The 12,830-nt window shown below is 40.5% G+C and carries 14 protein-coding genes, 1 pseudogene and 1 riboswitch; of the genes and pseudogenes, 3 read left to right on the plus strand and 12 right to left on the minus strand.

Features of this window, described 5'->3' with window-relative positions; translation table 11 throughout:
- Positions 1-152: 152 nt before the first annotated feature.
- Positions 153-1,421: pseudogene (locus HP456_RS12195) on the minus strand (MFS transporter).
- A 709-nt stretch (positions 1,422-2,130) separates the two neighbouring features.
- Between HP456_RS12195 and HP456_RS12200 the strand changes: the two are divergent.
- Positions 2,131-2,661 carry a universal stress protein gene (locus tag HP456_RS12200; protein WP_172251448.1) on the plus strand — a complete coding sequence of 177 codons (531 nt, stop codon included), beginning with the start codon at positions 2,131-2,133 and terminating at the stop codon, positions 2,659-2,661.
- 331 nt (positions 2,662-2,992) lie between these two features.
- On the opposite strand, the gene HP456_RS12205 is transcribed toward HP456_RS12200, so the two are convergent.
- Positions 2,993-3,463 (minus strand): helix-turn-helix transcriptional regulator, encoded by a 471-nt coding sequence (locus HP456_RS12205; protein WP_172251449.1) that lies wholly within the window; start codon positions 3,461-3,463, stop codon positions 2,993-2,995.
- 179 nt (positions 3,464-3,642) lie between these two features.
- Positions 3,643-4,887, minus strand: coding sequence for a dicarboxylate/amino acid:cation symporter (locus HP456_RS12210; RefSeq protein WP_172251450.1), 1,245 nt, complete (start codon positions 4,885-4,887; stop codon positions 3,643-3,645).
- 367 nt (positions 4,888-5,254) lie between these two features.
- Between HP456_RS12210 and HP456_RS12215 the strand changes: the two genes are divergently transcribed.
- On the plus strand, positions 5,255-5,683 hold the full coding sequence (locus HP456_RS12215; protein WP_172251451.1) for a low molecular weight phosphatase family protein: 429 nt from the start codon (positions 5,255-5,257) through the stop codon (positions 5,681-5,683).
- 53 nt (positions 5,684-5,736) lie between these two features.
- Here the strand turns inward: HP456_RS12215 and splB are convergent, their stop codons facing one another.
- From splB to HP456_RS12250, 7 genes are all read right to left on the minus strand, one after another.
- Positions 5,737-6,765 carry a spore photoproduct lyase gene (gene splB, locus HP456_RS12220; RefSeq protein ID WP_172251452.1) on the minus strand — a complete coding sequence of 343 codons (1,029 nt, stop codon included), beginning with the start codon at positions 6,763-6,765 and terminating at the stop codon, positions 5,737-5,739.
- A gap of 11 nt (positions 6,766-6,776) precedes the next feature.
- Positions 6,777-7,022, minus strand: a complete 246-nt coding sequence (locus HP456_RS12225) for a transcriptional regulator SplA domain-containing protein (protein ID WP_172251453.1) — start codon at positions 7,020-7,022, stop codon at positions 6,777-6,779.
- Positions 7,023-7,120: 98 nt separating this feature from the next.
- Positions 7,121-7,858 (minus strand): ABC transporter ATP-binding protein, encoded by a 738-nt coding sequence (locus HP456_RS12230; RefSeq protein ID WP_172251454.1) that lies wholly within the window; start codon positions 7,856-7,858, stop codon positions 7,121-7,123.
- A 1-nt stretch (position 7,859) separates the two neighbouring features.
- Positions 7,860-8,621, minus strand: coding sequence for an ABC transporter permease (locus tag HP456_RS12235; protein WP_172251455.1), 762 nt, complete (start codon positions 8,619-8,621; stop codon positions 7,860-7,862).
- A complete protein-coding gene (locus HP456_RS12240) occupies positions 8,618-8,908 on the minus strand; it encodes a thiamine-binding protein (RefSeq protein WP_172251456.1) in 291 nt (96 codons plus the stop codon). The genes HP456_RS12235 and HP456_RS12240 overlap by 4 nt, the downstream gene beginning before the upstream one ends.
- A gap of 11 nt (positions 8,909-8,919) precedes the next feature.
- Positions 8,920-9,897 carry an ABC transporter substrate-binding protein gene (locus HP456_RS12245; RefSeq protein WP_172251457.1) on the minus strand — a complete coding sequence of 326 codons (978 nt, stop codon included), beginning with the start codon at positions 9,895-9,897 and terminating at the stop codon, positions 8,920-8,922.
- 117 nt (positions 9,898-10,014) lie between these two features.
- Positions 10,015-10,125, minus strand: a riboswitch (TPP riboswitch).
- An 83-nt stretch (positions 10,126-10,208) separates the two neighbouring features.
- Positions 10,209-11,126, minus strand: a complete 918-nt coding sequence (locus HP456_RS12250) for a phosphotransferase enzyme family protein (RefSeq protein ID WP_172251458.1) — start codon at positions 11,124-11,126, stop codon at positions 10,209-10,211.
- A gap of 67 nt (positions 11,127-11,193) precedes the next feature.
- On the opposite strand from HP456_RS12250, the gene HP456_RS12255 reads away from it, so the two are divergent.
- The gene (locus tag HP456_RS12255; protein ID WP_172251459.1) at positions 11,194-12,096 is read left to right on the plus strand and encodes an aldo/keto reductase; all 903 of its coding nucleotides are present in this window, start codon (positions 11,194-11,196) and stop codon (positions 12,094-12,096) included.
- A 53-nt stretch (positions 12,097-12,149) separates the two neighbouring features.
- Here HP456_RS12255 and HP456_RS12260 read toward each other — a convergent pair whose 3' ends face one another.
- Positions 12,150-12,338, minus strand: a complete 189-nt coding sequence (locus HP456_RS12260; RefSeq protein ID WP_246288999.1) for a Fur-regulated basic protein FbpA — start codon at positions 12,336-12,338, stop codon at positions 12,150-12,152.
- Between the two features lie 174 nt (positions 12,339-12,512).
- The coding region (locus tag HP456_RS12265) for a hypothetical protein (protein ID WP_172251460.1) at positions 12,513-12,830 on the minus strand (318 nt) is incomplete at its 5' end.

Raw genomic sequence — 12,830 nt, forward strand, 5'->3', positions numbered from 1 at the left:
AATTTTCTTAATACATAATGTCTACGTTCCTGTTCGGGTGCACCCAATCCACGATATGATTCGAATGCAATGATTACTCCGATTGGCTGCGAAGTGGTCAGTCATAATCTGAATACCATCCATTTATATTCACAGTGAGCATTCTTTGTTCATCATCCATTTACTACAGCTGGTTTGATTTCCTCCTCTTTCAGGAACTTAGGGAGGATTACTGTGTAGAAAGCACCAACTATTATCAAACAGCCTCCTACAAGCCAATATAGAATTTCTACAGAAACGACTGCAGGGAAAGTGACGGCGATGATCCCAAGTGTAATTGATTGGGACAACATCATCGATGGGTTGATCCATCCCTGGACCCTTCCCATCATTTTTGGATCGATAATACTTGGCAGCCACCCCCCGATAGCGATATTTACCAGGGGCAGCCCCAATGCTGCAAGAAACACGATCAACATGAATATCCATGTGACCGGTGCAAATGATGCTGCAATGATGAACGTTCCTGAAATGACAAGACCTGTCACGATTAACTGATGAAACCTGAATTTTTGGGTAAGCATGGAAGAAACGATACTTCCGATCAAGACTCCTGACCCGAAAGCAACCCCCAGAATGATGGAATACTCTTCATACGTTTCAGGAGCCAGCTTGTATTTCAGAATGAAGATCGGGATGACAGAGAACCCCCCGTTCACAATTCCAAAGACGATGAATCCGCTAATGAGGGAGAGAAGGAGCTTGTTATTCAGAATATATTCCAGACCGGATTTAAAATCCTTCATGACTAACGAGATATTTAAATCCTTCCATGTATGTTGTCCATTCGGCAGACGCACATCCTCGGGTATGACACACCGCTTAATCAAGATCGCGCTTAATACAAATGTAATGAAATCCACAAGAAGTGCGCCATATATCCCTGCATTCCAGTAAACAAATATTGCAATGGCATTACCAAGGAGCATAAACAAGCTCGTTACCATCTGATTCAATCCTGCAGCTGTCGAATAATCATCTTTAGATAAAACACCCTGAAGGATTGCCTGCTCTGCAGGGAAGAAAAACTTCTGTACCCCGCTCCGTAAAAAAAGAACTGCAAATATCAACGGGAGCCACCCGATGTAAATCGCTGCGAAAAGGACCACAGTCAAAACGGCACTGACGGTGTCACAATGGTAGGCAATCTTCTGCCGATCCATCCGGTCTGCCAATACCCCGACAAGAAAGAATACCGCCAGCGTCGGAAGAGAATACATCATTTCCGTGATGGAAGCATACATAGGCTGATCTGAAAAACGGTCCAGAAGGTAAAACATAAACGCCGTAAGTCCAATGACACTTCACATATGAGAAGTTAAATTGGCAAAGAAAAGCTTTAAAAAAATGGGGTTTTTAAAAATTTTTATCATTTTTTTCAATGGAACCCAGCCCCTAACATTTCTAATATATATTTATCTTACTCGAGTTTCTGAATCGCATTGAGCGTCTGCTGGTGGTTTTTTCCTCCGCCTTAAGTCTGACAGTGTATCCTTCTTTGAATCTGATTATTGAACAGGTTTATCAAATTTCCTCTGCTGATCAACATCGCACGGCCGCATCATATTCCCTCATAATTAACCAATATTTCATATTCCTCTAAATTAACTCTCCAATAAGTGAATAATCTTACTTATATTTTTTTGCTTTTAGTTCAAACTAGAAAAACACGTCAAAGCAAGTAAATAGAGAAGAATGTTTTAGTTAACTTTTTCCGGGGTAACAATACATTAACCGGTTATAAAGAAGAATATATTCTCTATTGATATCTATAAGTCGAGGTGAAATACATGTTACGTACAATCCTTATGGTCATTGGTGCAATCGTAGTAATTGGCTGGATAATCAGCATGCTATAAGAATCAGTTAAAAATGAATCAGCTATTATACGTTTTTTAAGTAAACATACAAATAGAAAGAGCAGGATGGACCTTCCCCCCATCCTGCTCTTTCTTTATGAAAACTTTATTATCGAATTTGTAAGATTTGCAGCTGAAACGATTGCAGGGAAGTTTACGGTGATGAATGATAAATGATTAAGTATTCGAAAAAAGGGGTAAATAAACAACATCTTATAAAAGAGGTGATTACATGTATAAGCAGTTGCTTGTAGCTTATGATGAAACTGACGGAAGTAAAAAAGCTTTGGACGAAGCATTAAAAATAACTAAATTATCTCCGGATACTAAACTTACAATTCTTTATGTTTCAGAAGAAAAAGGGACGACGGAAACACGCGATCATTATACTCCTACACATGCGCTAGCTGATACCTCACCAGGATTTGATAATCAGTACATGGGAAATCTGTCCGTATCCCGCGATGAAAAATTAAATTCTAACAAAGTAGTGGATAACACCCGGGGAATTTCGGCACCATCCTCTTCTCATGCAGTGTTAAGAAATGTAAAAGAAAAATTAGATCCTTACCAACTCGATATAAACTATGTTCACTTATCTGGCACAGAAGCAAAAAGGATTTGTGAATATGCAAAAGACAGCAATGCAGACTTGGTTCTTGTCGGCAATACAGGGAAATCAAATCTAAAAAAATGGGTACTCGGCAGTGTCAGTGAAAAAGTTGCCCATAACTGTGAAACGAGTGTAATGCTTGTTAAATAGCTCTATGAGGGAGGTGCAGGGACAAAACTAATAAACCAAGACATAAAGAAAACATTTTCTGTGTATGTTCTTAATACTGCTAATGATTTCCGTGCAAGATTTCGCTTTCCGCGGGTAGCCCACGCGCCTCCTCGGCAAGCTGTGTTGCCACCCTATTGCTGGACACTCCAATCTACCGCTGGAAAGAGCTAAAATCTCAATGGACATTGAACAAAATAAAAACCCGAACTAATTTGCCAGTAAGAAGGCAAATTAGTTCGGGTTTTACTTAGACTAAAACACTTTTGTCCCACCCTCCTCCCTCATTGTATGAACATAGATCATTATCTCGTTACCCTTTTAATGAATTGGGATTTTTTGTGATCTCATTAAATCGGGACCTTGAACTTTCCTCATCAAAACTGCTGTAAATGCGGTAATCATCTCGATCCAAGATCCGGAAATGCTTACTGAAAAGGTTTTGCTGAAGGACGAACCCTTCCTCTCTATCCATCTCTTTCCACCAAACTTTACCTCCAAGAGTTTTTTCTTTTCGATAATCCATTCCTTCCCGTGCAATTGTCTCGATCACCTCGAGAGGTTCACCGCCTAAACTCGTTGTCAATGTTTCGTTGTCCCTGAACAATGCACAAACAGCAATCACCGCAGTCCAGTTTGCCTCTATTCTTCCTTTTTCAACCTGAACAAGAGTCTTTTTAGACAGACCAATCACATTCGCCATTTTATCTTGTGTATAACCTGCCTCTGTTCTGATTAATCTCAGCTTATTAGAAATGATCAGGATGATTTCTTCTTTAGTCATTGTAACACCTGCTTTTTATAGACTAGTGTAATATTACACTAGTCTGTTTTCCCCTTACAAGAATTTTTAATCACTGAACGGCGATTCCTTAATGAATTGTCAAAACTCAGCAATCAGCTATAATACAGCAAAAAAGAAGATAATCACCTTTTAATAGGCGATTATCTTCTTTTAATTAATTAAACTTCTCCTCTTTGTTCCTTTATTGTACGATTTTTCTCACTTTCAGAAACAAACAGGGCGCAGGCTGCATCTCCTGAAATATTTATGGAAGTTCTCGCCATATCCAACAGACGGTCAATCCCAAGTATAAGACCGATTCCTTCTACAGGGAGGCCCACTGAACTTAACACCATTGCAAGCAGGATCAACCCGACGCCCGGAACACCAGCAGTTCCGATACTTGCAAGAACGGCAGTCAGTACAACAGAGACCAATTGCTCAAGAGTCAAGTCGATACCATAAACCTGAGCGATAAACACCGTAGCGACTCCTTGCATAATGGCAGTTCCGTCCATGTTGATTGTTGCTCCCAAAGGCTGTACAAATGAACTTACTGATTTAGATACCTTTAGTCTTTCCTGTGCTACATCCATTGATATCGGTAAGGTAGCGTTACTGCTTGAGGTACTGAAAGCAACGCTCATGGCCGGACTGAAGTTTTTGAAGAACCATATTGGATTCTTCTTTGCAAGAAATGCCACCGTACTTCCATAAGTGATGATCGCATGGATAATCAATGCAGCTAAAACGACCACGAAATAGAGCCACATCGCTTTGAGCGCACTTGTTCCCTGACTTCCGATAGCTGAAGCAATGAGTCCAAATGTTCCATATGGAGCAAACTTCATTACCAGTGTCACAAGGTACATCATTAAATCATTACCCTGTTCGACTAATTTAAGGATGCCCTTTGTCTTTTCTCCCAGTGCAGTCAATCCTAAACCTACGAATAGCGCAAAAGCAATAATTTGGAGCATATTCCCTTCTGTCATTGCGTTTAATGGATTCTTAGGAATGATATTCATAAGTGTTTCGCCGACTGGAGGCGCTTTCTCAGCTTCAAAGCTCTGTGCCTGGTTGCGGTCAATCCCTTCCACCAGTCCGGGATCAATGATATAGGCAAGTGTTAATCCGATGATAATGGCGATACATGTCGTTACCAGAAAGTAAAAAATTGTTTTCAGACCTATTCTTCCAAGTTTCTTTGGATCGCCGAGACCGGCAGAACCCAAAACAATGGATAAGAACACAATCGGTACAACGAGCATACTGATCAAATTCAAGAATATCTTTCCCAGCGGGGTGAATAAATATGGATCCAATATATCAAATAAATCCTTAGCAAATATATTTAGGACCAGACCTACCAAAGCCCCTAGAATCAAGGCGAGGATGATCTTTGTTGTTAAGTTGAATTTCATTGATGTACCTCCTTATAAAAAACTGAATCTTACATGTGAAAATTGCACAAAATAATTTACTGATGTTTACCCTCTTATAAAATTTCTAAACCAGTAAATTTTTACTTTTGACTGAATCTGAATGCAGCTGCTATAAAATCATTTCCCTTTTTCATTATACTGATTTATTGAATTTTTTAAGTAGTTTGCCTTTAATTTAAATCTTTCCTACTATAAAAAATAAAAATCGTTTCATAATTTAAGGGATTTATTAATCTTTTGTACCTATTAATGAAGTTTCCATTAATTCTCATCACGATTATTGATTACACAATTGAGTATTGGGTAAATAGTAATAACAGCATGAAAACAGAAAGGAACATAGCCTATGAAAAGAATTGTATATTTTCTTTCAAGCAGTCAGCAGCGCAGTTTAATGGCTGAGGGATGGGCAGAAAAACTTTCTGTACCAAACTGGTCTTTCAAAAGCGCAGGATGGGTTGTTGAGACTGATCACGAGCTTTCTGTCCTTGCAATGAAGGAATTATGTATTGATATTAGCTCTATCCCCTGCACACGTATCGAAATACCAGAGTTAGATCATGCATCGGTGATTGTTAAAATTCAGGACACAGAATATGACAAAGACATCAGCTTACCGTCGGACTTGGAGAAAAAGGTCATCCATTGGGAGCTCCCAAATCCAAGGAAACGTTCCAGTAATCATCTTGAAGAATGGGCATGCTATCAGGAAATATGTGATGAAATAGCCTTAAAGGTAAAAAGTCTTGAAGAAATCCTTCCCGACATTAATTAAAGGACTGATTATCATTTTGATAAAATGCAATCAGTCCTTTTTTATTTTCTCTTTTAAGTAAAGTATTCAAGTTTGGATTGAGGGAAAAATTCCTCCATATACGCATAGAGTTTATCTTTCAATTCCTGTTCTTCATCTTTTTGATAAATATATTTACCGATTCCATATTTCCCCCACTTATACCGTCTCTCTTCTTCATTTAATTCGAGCTTTGTCATCGGATAATTTTTCTCAATAACCCTTTTTGCCGGCTTAGTGAACCTGTGCTGAATGAACTCGAATGTCAAGTCTTCCTTTGCTTCAGGGGGCAGATTTTCATTAAGTTGCTCAAACATTTTCCTGTATCCTTCTTCCCATCCTTCATGAATATATATGGGAGCGACGATGAATCCAAGCGGATATCCGGCACCGGCCACTTTGCCCGCCGCCTCCAATCGTTTTACAAGCGGAGATGTGCCCGGCTCGAAATTTTTAATGACATAATCAGCATTTATGCTGAATCTGAATCTTGTTTTACCATTATGCCTGGCATCAAGCAAATGATCGACGTGGTGGAACTTTGTCACAAACCTCAGTTTCCCATGTTCAGATTCACCAAAGTGCTCAATCGCACGTTTCAAGGAATGGGTGAGATGATCGACCCCGACGATATCCGATGTACATGCTGCTTCAAATCTTGTTATTTCAGGTGCCCTTTCCGAAATATATTTATCTGCAGACTCGAGAATTTCATCTACATTTACATAGGTGCGGATGTACGGCTTGCTTCCCATTGTCGTCTGCAGATAGCAATAGTGGCAATGACCCATACATCCGGTTGCAAATGGAATCGCATATTCCGCAGACGGTTTGGACGTATCGAATTTCAATGTTTTTCTTACTCCGACCACCAGGGTGGATTTCGCGATTCTGTATTTTTGGAAATGATTATCTCCCGGAAGATCCCTTACCTGATTATGAGATGTTGTATATCTTATTTCCACGTCCATTTTTTCAAACTTTTCTTTCAGCTCTTTCCCCAATGGATACTCTAGTGCACCTGGTTCAAAGTAAACCAATTGCGGTACGAATGGCTTAACCATGTCTCTTCATCCTAAAGGTCACCGAATGATTGGTTATATATCTGCTCAGCTTCTTCTTCTGAGTTGTATACAGCCAGGTCATCTGATAATGGATAATATGTTTCATAAAGGAACAAGGCCAATTCCTCGGGGTTTTCCGGATTTTTCACAACAGCCGCTTCTTGCACATTCGCGACGCTTTGAGTATGGGGATTTCGGTAAATGACATAAACCACATCTCCCGCGGTATACGGGAGGTTCTGATTGCTCACATCCATTTTCTTCACCTTCTTATTCATTTATTCTACTGTCTTCATTTTTTGTCAGAAGGTGTAGAATTATGATGGTAAAAGATGTTTTATCACGCCGGGAAGTATTATGAAAAATAGGATAATTCCTCAAAGATTTCTTTTTTCCATGATAAGAACTCTTCAGTCAACAGGATCTCCTTTTGTCTTGGCCGGGGAAACGGGACCGTAAATTCCCTTTGCACCCTTGCCGGCCTGTTGGATAATACAATAATTCGATCCGATAAAAATAGGGCTTCATCGATATTATGTGTTACGAATAAGACAGAACTGCGGTCTTCTTCCCAGATGGACAGCAGCCATTTCTGCATATCAAGACGTGTAAATTCATCCAGAGCAGAAAATGGTTCATCCAGACAAAGGAAGGTTTGCGGACTCACCAATGCACGGATGAATGCAGCACGCTGCTTCATCCCCCCTGACAATTGTGCGGGATAAGCTTTCTCATATCCTTTCAAGCCCGTCCGTTCAATCATTTGGAGTGCTTTCCCCCTGTCCGTATTTCCGTGCAGTTCTTGACCGAGCAGTACATTTTCAATCACTGTACGCCAGGGCAAAAGCGAGGGGGTCTGGGGCATATAGGCAATCGAGCCCTGTTTTCCGGTAATAGACTTTCCATCTAATTCGATTTCCCCTTCATCTGGGGAGAATAGTCCCCCAATCAGATGAAACAATGTACTCTTCCCGCTGCCTGATGGACCCAGGATCGTAACAAATTCACCATCTTCTACATTGAATGAAAGATTTTCAAGGATCATTTCCCCTTCAAATGACTTCGAAAGATTCTTAATTAATAATGACGTCATCTTATATGCCCTCCTTCCGCTTCCACTTAACCACCATCTTTTCCAATGAAGCGATCATGCCAAAAAAGAGTAAACTGAGTATCATAATCATGAAAATAGCCACAAAAACCCGATCTGTCCGAAACGAAGAAGAAGCAAGTGTCATATAAACCCCGATTCCTTTTTGGGCACCGAGCCACTCGGAAATGACAGCACCCATCACGCTGTACGTTGACGAGATCTTGAGTCCAGAAAAAATCGACGGAAGTGCGTGCGGCCATTCCGCCTTTCGGAAAAGCTGCATTTTCGTTGCGCCCGCCATTTTCATATAGTGAACGTACTCTTCATTCGTCTGTCTGAATCCATCCATTGCGGAAATCGATAATGGGAAGAAGCAGACTAACGTGATCACGATAATCTTAGGCAAAAATCCAAACCCGAACCATACGACCAGTAACGGGGCAAGGACGATGATCGGGATATTCTGCGACAGGATTAAGAGTGGATAGATCGCCTGTTTCACTTTCGGCAGTAAATGTAAGATCAGTGCTGTTGCAAGGCCGATCATCGAACCAATAATAAAACCGGATACACTCAGCAGTATGGTTGATGTAAGGTGACCCCTGAACGCATTCCATGAATTGATTCCTTCTTTCACGATTTCAACAGGGGACGGGATCAACCATGAAGGGATGGAAAATAACGCAGTTGCAAGCTGCCATGAAATGAAAAAAAGGATGAGGACCAAGACAGGTCTCCACCCTCTGCGAACAACTGTTGTCATTTATATTTCCCCGTCAGATCGTCCATTTGGATCCCGTCAGGCTGATAAAGGACTTTTATTTGAGAAATGACGTTTTTACTGCCCATTTCAATCATCCGTTCATTCATTCTCCGGATGACATCGAAGAGTTGCTCCAAATCCCCCTCCATCGTCGTTTCCAAAGGGTGTACCTCATATTTGATTCCTGCAGCATGAATGACTGAAATCGCTTCATCAACATACGGGATAACATCTTCCCCATTTTTAGTCTTTGGAATGATTTGAATGCTTACAAGTGATTTACTCATATCTCTCACCTCTATTTGGGTAAAAATTCGTTTGTGAACGCTTTTTTACTTTCTAATTTTTTGTCCAATAATTGATTTTCATACATCCAGTCTGCATAGCTCTCCCAAACCTCAAGTTTTTGCTCGCCCCAGCGATCTGCATCATCCTGATATCTTGGTGCCAGCCATTCCTGGCTCTTCATTACTAATTCTTTATCCAAATCCGGCTCTGCTTCAAGAAGGATTTGAGCTGCTTCCTCAGGTTTATCGATGGCTAATTCATAACCTTTCGAAACAGCTGCAAGGAATGATTTGACGGTATCCGGCTCATTTTCAATCATTTTTTCGTTCGTGGTCAGAACAGGTGTATAATAATCAAGATTTTCGGAGTAATCCTTTACATATAACATATTCAATTCATCACCGCGAATTTCTGCTTCAATACCTGTCCATCCATAGAAAATCCAGGCAAAGTCCACATCCCTTTTCACAGCTGTAAAAAAGTCCGTATCACCAATATTGACGAAATCAACTTTTTCAACATCGGCGTTTTGCTGATTCATAATGGAGCCCATAACTGCTTCTTCAACCGGAGAACCCCATCCTCCATATTTTTTCCCTTCAAAATCCGTGGGAGATGTAATCCCTTTTTCCTTAGGAGATGCAAATCCTGATGTATTATGCTGGATGACTGCCGCAATTGATACAATAGGTACATCTTGTACACGTGCCTGGGTCACACCTTCCTGATAGCCTACTCCAAATTCGGCTTTTCCTGATGCCACAAGTTGGTCAGCCCCGGCTTCCCCGGGTTTCAGGATCTCCACATCAAGTCCATGTTCTTTGAAGTAACCTTTTTCCTTTGCCACATAAAGTCCGGTATGATTCGTATTCGGTGTCCAGTCCAGGACGACCGAGACCTTCTTCAACTGATCTTTCTCTTCCCCTTCTCCCCCGCCGCATGCTGTTAATAACATTGCCGTGCATATAAGTACGATTAATTTGTTCATTCCGTTCCTCCTCTTGGTGCATATACTAACGTTTATTTCTCACAATTAGACCCGATCATGATGAAAATCAATAAAAAACGCCCCGGGCTCAGCCCAGGGCGCATTATCAAACTTATTGATGTTTGAGAATATGTTTCCTACGCTGGTATCAGCCAGTTCAGGTTCCAAGGGTCAGCATCAGAATGGATACAATCTCAACCGGCCGCACCGGTCCCCCTACATTTCCAGATATGTAATTAGATAAACGTTCTTTACACCCTTACTTTGCCATAGAAAGCGTGATAATTCAACAATAATTGGGCAAAAATCCCCTAAAGGTCAGTCAATGACTCCATAAATTCCTTCCTGTCTGATAAGGAACAAACCAATGTCTCCATGCTGGAAGCTTCCTTTAAGAACCCATTGAAGGAATAAAATAACGTATATTGAAGGAGAAAAAGCATGATCAAGGGATATAAAGAAATGATTTCCTTCTCATCAAGCATCTGCCTCCATGAATATCCTTTGAGAAACAGATTTATTTTTTTGAACAATCCACCGGCATCGCCATCTGTGAACGAATTTCGTAAGAGGCCGGTTATGAAATAACTAACATCTGCAATTCGCGGTGATCGTCTGATCCGTTCAAAATCTACCAGCCCGGAGATCTCATGTTCTCCCCATATGAAATTACCCAAATGGACATCACTATGTACGAGCTGATAAGGCATTTGGACATATTCTTCAAGGGAGACAATCGAGTTATACACCTTCACTGCCCATTCTTTCAATTCTGTCTGACCTATAGAGAGCCATCCCTCCATATGTCCAAAAACGTCCCATACAGCAGTTTTCTCCTTTACAGGATAAGTCATCAAGACTTGATGACATCTCCCCAGGTATCCACCGATTATATAGCATTGATCAGGGGTAATCATGTGAAAATGCTGTAAAGAATCTCCATTTAAAGATGCATATAGAGAATAAAAAGAATCCTCCCAGATGATGAAGGGAGCACCATTTTCTGTAAGGATCGGTGTCTCTGCAAAAACGCCATTTCCAACTAAATATTGTGTGACTTGGAATTCTTCCCAACGTTCAAAGATCGAGGTTTGTGTTCTTCTCTTTAAATAAAAGGTGCTCTTTCCCGAGTCCACCTTCCATACGTTTGAATGGCGGCTGATTATACGGGCATTTTCAAGACCCCAGTTCGATAAAAGGGTTATCATTTTATATTCCTTTCCCGGCATAGTAAGATACTCTTTAGTATGACTGATTAGTAAGACTCCATACAAATTAGGAAAAGAGGTTGTACATATGGAACGAATTACAATGAGTGAAGATTTATCCTTCTCCCGCATCATTCATGGTTTATGGAGGCTTTCAGAATGGAACCAATCGAAGGAAGAGACATTATCACTGATTCAATTTTGTCTTGAGCAGGGCATTACCACATTCGATCATGCCGACATTTATGGGTCATACACATGTGAAGAGATGTTCGGAGATGCGCTTTCGCTGACCCCCTCCATAAGAGAAAAGATGGAGATTGTAACAAAATGCGGTATCGTCCTTCCGTCAACAAATCGACCTCAGCATCAAACACATCACTACAATACGAGTAAGAAACACATTTTGTCTTCAGTTGAACAATCTTTAAAAAATCTACGTACCGACTACATCGATGTTCTGCTCATTCACCGACCCGATCCATTTATGAATGGCGAAGAGGTGGCAGAAGCCTTTATTCAGTTGAAGAAAGAGGGAAAAGTCCGTCATTTCGGGGTTTCAAATTTCAAGGTGCATCAATGGAATATGCTTCAATCCCATCTGCCTTTCCCTTTGGTGACGAATCAGATTGAATTATCGGCTTACAATCTTGAAAATATGGAAGACGGAACCTTGAATCTCTGTCAGGAAAAAAGGATTGCACCGATGGCATGGTCACCGCTTGCTGGCGGGAATATCTTCACCGGTCAGGACGATAAAGCTCTCCGCCTTCGTGAAACGCTTGAAAAGATCCAGGAAGAAACCAATGCTGAAGGAATCGATTCCATTCTATATGCATGGCTGTTGCATCATCCAGCCAGGATCATGCCGATTGCAGGTTCTGGAAAAAAAGAACGGATTCAAACCGCCATTGATTCCCGTTCAATAACATTAAATCATGATCAATGGTTTGAAATACTGCGAAGCTCGATGGGACATGATATTCCTTAACAATAACAAACAATCCACTAAAAAAGACGATCCCTTTCAAAGGTTCGTCTTTTTTAACTTATTAAATCATTATTGTTCACATAATATTCGATGTAAACTTCCTGTAGTTCACTCATCGAAAGCTCATAAAGCTGTTTTCCGAAATATTTATATACACCGATCCTCAATAGCTGGTGGATGTAGAAGTCTTTCTTATTTTCAGGTGAATTACGTTTGGTTGATTTACTCTCTTGATGCAGCAATATTCATCCCTCCAATTTGGGATATACCCCAATAATGGATGGTGTTAAACCATTCCGCCCTCAACTTCCTGTATTCACCAATTAAATAGCAGGAAATTCAATTGTTTAGGCAGGATGGGCCGGGGTATTTCCAACACAAAAAAAAGAGCTCGGTACATACCAGAGCTCTTTACCTTAATTCTGCTGAAGCTGCTTTTTCTTCTTGTCCCGTTTAATGAAGAAATCGAGACCCACCCAGAAAACAACTGAACCGATTGCAAAGTAAGCAATGGCAAAATAGATGTCTTCAGTTTTCCATTCAAGTCTTGGTATCAACAAGCCCAAGACACCAGAAACAACATAATAAACACCGATCAACTGCAAATACAGCTTTTTGGGTGATTCAATATTTTCCAGATAGCCTTTTCCTGCTTTTCCAAAGAAAATAGCTATTCCTCTTAAAATAATATAAGCAGAAAAGGCCATGATAATAGCTACAACAAACTCCTGATT

Source organism: Bacillus haikouensis (assembly GCF_013179555.1).
Taxonomy (GTDB): Bacteria; Bacillota; Bacilli; order Bacillales; family Bacillaceae_B; genus Rossellomorea; species Rossellomorea haikouensis_A.

Excerpts from the sequence above, each read along its gene's own strand:
- HP456_RS12205 (WP_172251449.1), bottom strand. The coding sequence starts at position 3,463 with ATGACTAAAGAAGAAATCATCCTGATCATTTCTAATAAGCTGAGATTA.
- HP456_RS12230 (WP_172251454.1), bottom strand. The coding sequence starts at position 7,858 with ATGACGTCATTATTAATTAAGAATCTTTCGAAGTCATTTGAAGGGGAA.
- HP456_RS12200 (WP_172251448.1), top strand. The coding sequence starts at position 2,131 with ATGTATAAGCAGTTGCTTGTAGCTTATGATGAAACTGACGGAAGTAAA.
- HP456_RS12250 (WP_172251458.1), bottom strand. The coding sequence starts at position 11,126 with ATGCCGGGAAAGGAATATAAAATGATAACCCTTTTATCGAACTGGGGT.
- HP456_RS12245 (WP_172251457.1), bottom strand. The coding sequence starts at position 9,897 with ATGAACAAATTAATCGTACTTATATGCACGGCAATGTTATTAACAGCA.
- HP456_RS12210 (WP_172251450.1), bottom strand. The coding sequence starts at position 4,887 with ATGAAATTCAACTTAACAACAAAGATCATCCTCGCCTTGATTCTAGGG.
- HP456_RS12215 (WP_172251451.1), top strand. The coding sequence starts at position 5,255 with ATGAAAAGAATTGTATATTTTCTTTCAAGCAGTCAGCAGCGCAGTTTA.
- HP456_RS12255 (WP_172251459.1), top strand. The coding sequence starts at position 11,194 with ATGGAACGAATTACAATGAGTGAAGATTTATCCTTCTCCCGCATCATT.
- HP456_RS12225 (WP_172251453.1), bottom strand. The coding sequence starts at position 7,022 with ATGGATGTGAGCAATCAGAACCTCCCGTATACCGCGGGAGATGTGGTT.
- HP456_RS12240 (WP_172251456.1), bottom strand. The coding sequence starts at position 8,908 with ATGAGTAAATCACTTGTAAGCATTCAAATCATTCCAAAGACTAAAAAT.
- splB (WP_172251452.1), bottom strand. The coding sequence starts at position 6,765 with ATGGTTAAGCCATTCGTACCGCAATTGGTTTACTTTGAACCAGGTGCA.
- HP456_RS12235 (WP_172251455.1), bottom strand. The coding sequence starts at position 8,621 with ATGACAACAGTTGTTCGCAGAGGGTGGAGACCTGTCTTGGTCCTCATC.